The sequence below is a fragment of the Aquiflexum sp. genome (assembly GCF_041751335.1).
Classification (GTDB): Bacteria; Bacteroidota; Bacteroidia; order Cytophagales; family Cyclobacteriaceae; genus Aquiflexum.
Genome location: NZ_JBGSXS010000134.1, coordinates 1 through 6,492, shown reverse-complemented (window position 1 = coordinate 6,492; position 6,492 = coordinate 1). Strand labels below are relative to the sequence as shown.

Genomic DNA, 6,492 nt, shown 5'->3' with positions numbered 1-6,492 from the left:
ATCATAGTTTCAGATATAAACAATGACGGGTATACTGATAATCTTATCACCAATCGTGGCAAGGAGAATGAAATTTGTCTAAATGACGGCAAGGGAAGTTTCCCGATTTCTGTTCCCTTTGGCACAAGTGATGATGCTACGATATGTGTAGATGTTGGGGATATGGACGGTGATGGCCACTTGGATTTAGTTCTAGCCAATCGTCAGCATGAACAGAATTTTATTTGTTTAAACGATGGAAAACTCGATTTTTCAAAGAAAATTCCCTTCGGGAGTGGTAAAGATAACAGCAGGTCGGTGGCAGTGGCAGATTTAGATGGGGATGGATTTTTAGATATTATAACTGCGAATATCGGAGAACCCAACATTATCTATTTCGGCGATAAAAATTTAAAATTCACAAGATCAGTTGTTTTTGATAGCAGTGAGTCTAATTCATTTGCCCTTGCAATGGCAGATGTGGACTTAGATGGGGAGTTGGATATCGTAGTGGGGAATTTCAGAGAGCCAAACGCAGTATTCGTCAATGGTGGCAAGGGATTAAGTTGGACACAAATGCAGCTTAGTGATGAATCTTTTGATACGTATGATATCATCACAGCAGACCTCAATGGTGACGGTCGTCCGGATATTATCGAGAGCAACTCCGATGAATTGAATGTGTATTATTTCAATTTATTGAAAAAACAATAAATCATATTCTCATCAAAAAGAACATTAGTTATGAAATTATATCTTCATAGAATATATGTAAACATAATTCCCATTTTCATTTTATTTCTAGAAATTCTAACAGGATGCACATCGCCGGAAAGTCGACCACCTGACTTGGCTTTAGTGCCCAGTGATACTTTTCTTGTATATAGAAGGCAATCTTTAATTGGTGAGGAAACCTATACAATCGAACAACTCGGAGATAGCATGGTAGTGAATTCGATCCAAGGTGAAAATGAGCGTGGAAGAATCAGCGGCACTATAGCACAGCTAATCATGTCTAAAGATTTTGAGCCTATTTTTTATGAAAATTTCAGACTCGCTAATGATGATACTACCAATGTACTAAAAGTTGAATACCTTGATAATAGTATAAAAGTCTCTGAATTATTCATGGATACTGTCAGTGTGCAAGGAACAGGTTATTTCCCATTGCACAGTGCGGTTCCAGCCGGAATAGAGATGATGCTTTATAAATATTATTTCCAGCAAGGTAAACCGGATAAAATCCCGACTCTACCAAGAGGGGAAGTATCCATTACTTTTAAGAAAAAGGATACACTGATGTTAAATGGGGAAGAAGTGATTTTAGATCGCTACACTGTGACAGGTATCAACTGGGGTAACCGAACAATATGGCTGGATCAAAAAAACAATTTAATAGCTGTTGTTTATGCCAATACACAATTCCGTGAATTAATAAGAAAAGGATATGAGGAAGGACTTCCACTGTTCATTGCTGGTAATGTGGAGGAACAAATGGAAAAGCTTGATGAATATACAAAAGCAGTTCCTGCTCAATTTAGTGAAATTACCGCATTTGTCGGAGGTGATATTGTCACAGGATTGAAGGATGAGACAGAGAGAAAAATGACGATGTTGGTGGAGAATGGGGTAATTTCTAAAATTGGTAAAAAGGAAGATGTGGAAATTCCCGAGGGTGCTAATATTATCGATGTTACTGGAAAAACCCTGATCCCTGGATTATGGGATATGCATGCCCACTCAAACCAAGTCCAATGGGCACCGGCTTATTTGGCAGGAGGAATTACAACCTTCAGGGATTGTGGAAATGAGCGTGAATTTGCAATTGCTTTCAGAGATGCGATTGCCAAAAATAAAGCGATGGGACCTGATGTTTTGCTGGGAGGCATGACAGACGGTGAAGGGATTACCGGCAATGGAATCATTCGGGCAAGATCTCATGAGGAAGCCATAGAGGTAGTGGAGATGTACCATAATCTGGGCTATAATCAAATAAAAATCTATAATGGTGTAAAAAAGGAAATTGTTAAAATCCTAACTGATGAAGCACATAAAAGGGGCATGACCGTTACAGGGCATGTACCTGTAGATGTGGGAAATGCTAAAATGGCAATAGAGCTTGGAATGGATCAACTAAATCACCGCGCACTTATTTTATCCATTTTATTTCCTGATGAAAGCATTGTTTATTTGGGAAGGTCTTTTATCTCTGAAAGAAGGGTTACCGACAAACAGATTGAAGATGCAATCAAAGTTTTACTGGAACATGGAACTGTTCTGGATCCTACCATAGCACTAGATGTTGTAAGATCAATACCCCTGAATGCAAATGTAGAGACCATTGATCCGGATGCTTATAGGATTGCCCCTGAATTATTTGAAGGTAAGAGGTTTCAAAAAGGTGTCAAACCAAATTTTTACGGCAAAGCTCAATTGGAAATCAGAAAGTCAATGGAGATACTTGGTAAATTTCAAAAAGCAGGGGTACCCATTGTCGCAGGAACAGATAACGCAATCCCGGTATTTAGTTTATATACAGAGATCGAAACATACCATCTTCTGGGCAATTTCTCCAAACTGGAAGCTCTCCAGGCTGCTACGATTGTATCAGCAAGATCAATGGGCTTAGGAGATGTGACCGGTTCCCTCGAAGTAGGCAAAGAGGCTGATATCGCCATTCTTGATAAAAATCCGCTTGAGGATATAGTAAATATAAGGACTGTTAGCGCAGTGGTGACGAATGGGAGGTATTATGTCTGTGACTCACTATGGCCACTTGCCGATTTTTTGATCAAATAAACAATAAAAACATAAACATATGACCTACTTAATTTCAAGCATTATTACTATATCAATCTGTTCAATATTCCTCCTTGCAGGCTGTTCCTCAAGCGGGCAAAAAGATGAAGAAGATGTTGGATTTGATCCGGAAGGGAAACTTGCTGCACTTGGCATTGAATTGCCTAATCCACCCGAACCTGTGGCCAACTATGTGAATGGTGTGCGCACCGGAAATTTGATTTTTCTGGCCGGTAAGGGACCCAGATATGCAGATGGAAGGGAGATTACAGGTAAACTGGGTCAAGATGTCACCATTGAGGAAGGGTATGAAGGAGCCCGTCTCACCGCAATCAATCAATTGGCCGTTTTGAAATCCATGCTTGGAGACCTGCGAAAGGTCAAGCGGATAGTGAAGGTATTGGGTATGGTCAACTCCGATCCCTCATTTATCGATCAGCCAAAAGTGATCAATGGATTTTCCGACCTTATGGTGGAAGTATTTGGAGAGCGGGGTAAACATGCGAGGGCTGCAATTGGGGTGGCTACTTTGCCCAGAGGGCAGGCTGTAGAAATTGAAGTGATTGTTGAAGTCGAAGATTAATAATTTAATATATAGAAATATGTTAGTAAAACACATAAGAGACATTATCATAAATGTTTTAGTATTTGTACCGTTGTTTATTAGTCAGATCGCCTTCGGGCAATCTCAACAATTGGAACTGAAATATTTGGGAGCTGCCGGGTGGATAATCACCCAAGATAGTTTGGTGGTATTACTTGACCCTTACTTGACAAGATTAAAACTCGATTCTCCGGCTTCTGACAGCAAAGACACCAGGAAATCTTACGAAAGATCAGATTATTTTCAATCAGACTCTGCATTAATTGATAAGGTAATTCAAAAGGCTGATTACATCTTTGTCCATCATTCTCATTTTGATCACCTTTCCGATGTTCCCTACATTGCAAAAAAAACAAGAGCTAAAGTGATAGGTACCGAGTCAACTTGTAATATACTTAGAGCCTATGGGATTCCGGATGATCAACTTTATGAAGTTCAAGGTGGGGAAGATTATATTTTCGAAGAGTTTTCTGTAAAAGTTATACCTTCTCTTCATTCAGCATTGAGGTTTAAACACTTTTTTGATTCCCGGGTGTACAAGGATCCGCCAGGTGCACCACTCAAGATTGCTGATTTTATAGAAGGAGGATCGTTAATGTATTTGATTCGATTTGACACTCATCAAGTGCTTACGATGGGAGGAATGAATTTTATAGAAAAAGAAGTTGTCGGATTAACTCCTGATGTAATTTTGACGGGTGTGAATTTTTCCAGAAATGAAATTTTCAATTATACGGGAAGATTGCTCACTGCTACAAATTTTCCAAAAATTGTCATACCCACCCATTGGGATAATTTTCGGGTTCCCTATGAATTTTCTCAACAAAAGGCTATTGAAGATAAAATAGTCCCTTTTATCGAGGAAGTTAAAGCTGCTTCTCCAGAATCCAGGGTGATTGTTCCTGAACATCTAAAATCATTTGTTATCAAATCCACAAAATAAGACTACCATGACTCAAAATAAGATTATTGCAACATTAATTCTTTTGTTTTTTATGGCACAATTATCTGCTCAAACAAATCCCCTTTGGTCTGAGAAAAAAGTAAAAAACTACCTTCCCCACATGACAACAAAGGAAGTAGCTGAATTGCTTGAAAAATCTGATATGGTTATCATTCCGATTGCTGCCATGGAGCAGCACGGTGATCATCTTCCCATGGGGACAGATTTTATTAATGGTATAGAGCGCAGTAAATTAATAGCACAAGAACGGGATGTACTTGTTGCGCCGGTTTTATTTGCAGGTCAATCTCCCTACCATATGGGTTTTCCGGGCACGATTTCTTTGAAAGCTGAGACCATTCTCCAAGTTCATTTGGAAGCAGTTGATTGTCTGATTAAGCATGGATTTAAAAGATTTATGATCATGAATTCTCACGGCGGTAATACTGCCATAACAGGATATCTTGTCGACCAAATCAATCAAAACACTTCTGCTACAGCGGTCAATTTTGAAGAAGCAATCAGACCATTTTTTGCCAAGTCTACTATGAAAAAAGTTGCCCCCTTGCTTTTAGACAGACACGCCGGAACTCCTGAAACTTCTAATTCACTCTATCTAATGCCTGACCTGGTACAACTGGAGTTAGGAAAGCAATCCGATTTAGCCTTACCCAGTCATCTTAGGAATATGATTCCGTTAATGTTGGAAGGAGACCCGACGGCAACCTTACTGTTTCTTTCGGAAGGCCTGAAAGCCGAAGAAACTGGCAAGAAAACCTCAACCTTGGAAATGACACCGACAGGTGTGTGGGGAGAAGTAAACCCAAAAGAAGCTACAGTTGAACGGGGGAGAGAGAATGCTCTGAATATTGTAAAAGCAAGTGTTCAGTTCATCGATAAATGGAATGAGCTTGTCTCGAAAAAGTAAATAAAAATACATTTCTTGGAATTACAGGTCGATTAGGTCTGCTTAGGTTGTATTGTTTCTCAAATACATCCGTGAGAATTAATATGGCTATGAGATATGCTAGGACCTCTTATTTCCCATAAACCCAAAATAACTTGAAAAAAATAGGTCTGGTAAGCGGTCCAACTGCTTTTATGATTTTGCTTTATTTTCCGCCTTCAGGTTTAACTGAAGAGGCTACAGGTGTCCTTGCAAGTACAGCATGGGTAGCTATTTGGTGGATGACTGAGGCAATCTCAATTTATGCAGCCGCATTGTTGCCTTTATTGTTGTTTTCAATTACAGGCGCTGTACCAATTAAATTGGCAGCACAGTCTTATGGTCATCCATTTATTTTCCTCTTTTTAGGTGGGTTCATTATTGCTAGAGCCATAGAAAGATGGGGTTTACACAAAAGAATTGCACTGAATATCATTAATTTCATGGGTACGGATTTAAACAAAATTGTACTCGGATTCATGGTAGCTACAGCTTTCCTGTCAATGTGGATTTCCAACACCGCTACGAGTGTGATGATGCTACCCATCGGTTTAGCTGTAGTCAATCAAATTCATGCCTCTGCAAGGGTAAATTTCGGAAAAGCACTAGTGATCAGTATAGCCTATTCCGCCTCCATTGGTGGGGTGGCAACACTAATAGGAACACCCCCAAATCTGGTAATGGCTGGAGTACTGAAAGAATTCTTTGGTTACAACATCACATTTCAGGAATGGCTGATAATAGGTCTGCCATTTTCAGTGACCATGTTATTCATTTGTTGGGTTTACCTTACCCGAATGGCTTTCCCCATGCAAAATCTTACCATGGAAGGGGGCAAAAAAGTGATTCATGAGGAGTTGACATTACTTGGTAAAATTACTTATGAAGAAAAAGTGGTAGCAATCATTTTCGGATTAGCTGGATTTTGTTGGGTATCCCAATCATTTCTGTTAAAACCTTTTATACCCACTCTGGATGATAGTTTGATAGCTATCTTTTTTGCGCTTCTGTTTTTTATCATTCCAAGAAAGAGCCGTTCTGCAACCATTCTTAAATGGAATGAGGCAGTAACATTGCCATGGGGAGTGCTATTATTGTATGGTGGAGGGCTGTCAATTGCGGACAGCTTTCAAACCAGTGGACTCGCTGAATGGATAGGAACACAACTTTCCGGTCTTCGGGGTCTAGATGTCCTTATAGTATTAATAGTTGTAGTAACAC

General features: G+C 39.5%; 6 protein-coding genes. All 6 read left to right on the top strand.

From position 1 onward, the window contains the following. The coding region (locus ACEW8U_RS07170) for an FG-GAP repeat domain-containing protein (protein ID WP_373521356.1) at window positions 1-693 on the top strand (693 nt) is incomplete at its 5' end. A gap of 30 nt (window positions 694-723) precedes the next feature. Further along, window positions 724-2,778 carry an amidohydrolase family protein gene (locus tag ACEW8U_RS07165; protein WP_373521355.1) on the top strand — a complete coding sequence of 685 codons (2,055 nt, stop codon included), beginning with the start codon at window positions 724-726 and terminating at the stop codon, window positions 2,776-2,778. Between the two features lie 19 nt (window positions 2,779-2,797). Beyond that, window positions 2,798-3,361 carry a RidA family protein gene (locus ACEW8U_RS07160; protein WP_373521354.1) on the top strand — a complete coding sequence of 188 codons (564 nt, stop codon included), beginning with the start codon at window positions 2,798-2,800 and terminating at the stop codon, window positions 3,359-3,361. Between the two features lie 19 nt (window positions 3,362-3,380). Then, window positions 3,381-4,325 carry an MBL fold metallo-hydrolase gene (locus ACEW8U_RS07155; RefSeq protein WP_373521353.1) on the top strand — a complete coding sequence of 315 codons (945 nt, stop codon included), beginning with the start codon at window positions 3,381-3,383 and terminating at the stop codon, window positions 4,323-4,325. Window positions 4,326-4,332: 7 nt separating this feature from the next. After that, on the top strand, window positions 4,333-5,253 hold the full coding sequence (locus ACEW8U_RS07150; RefSeq protein ID WP_373521352.1) for a creatininase family protein: 921 nt from the start codon (window positions 4,333-4,335) through the stop codon (window positions 5,251-5,253). A gap of 134 nt (window positions 5,254-5,387) precedes the next feature. Beyond that, window positions 5,388-6,492, top strand: a 1,105-nt coding sequence (locus ACEW8U_RS07145) for a DASS family sodium-coupled anion symporter (protein WP_373521351.1), incomplete at its 3' end; no start/stop codon positions are given.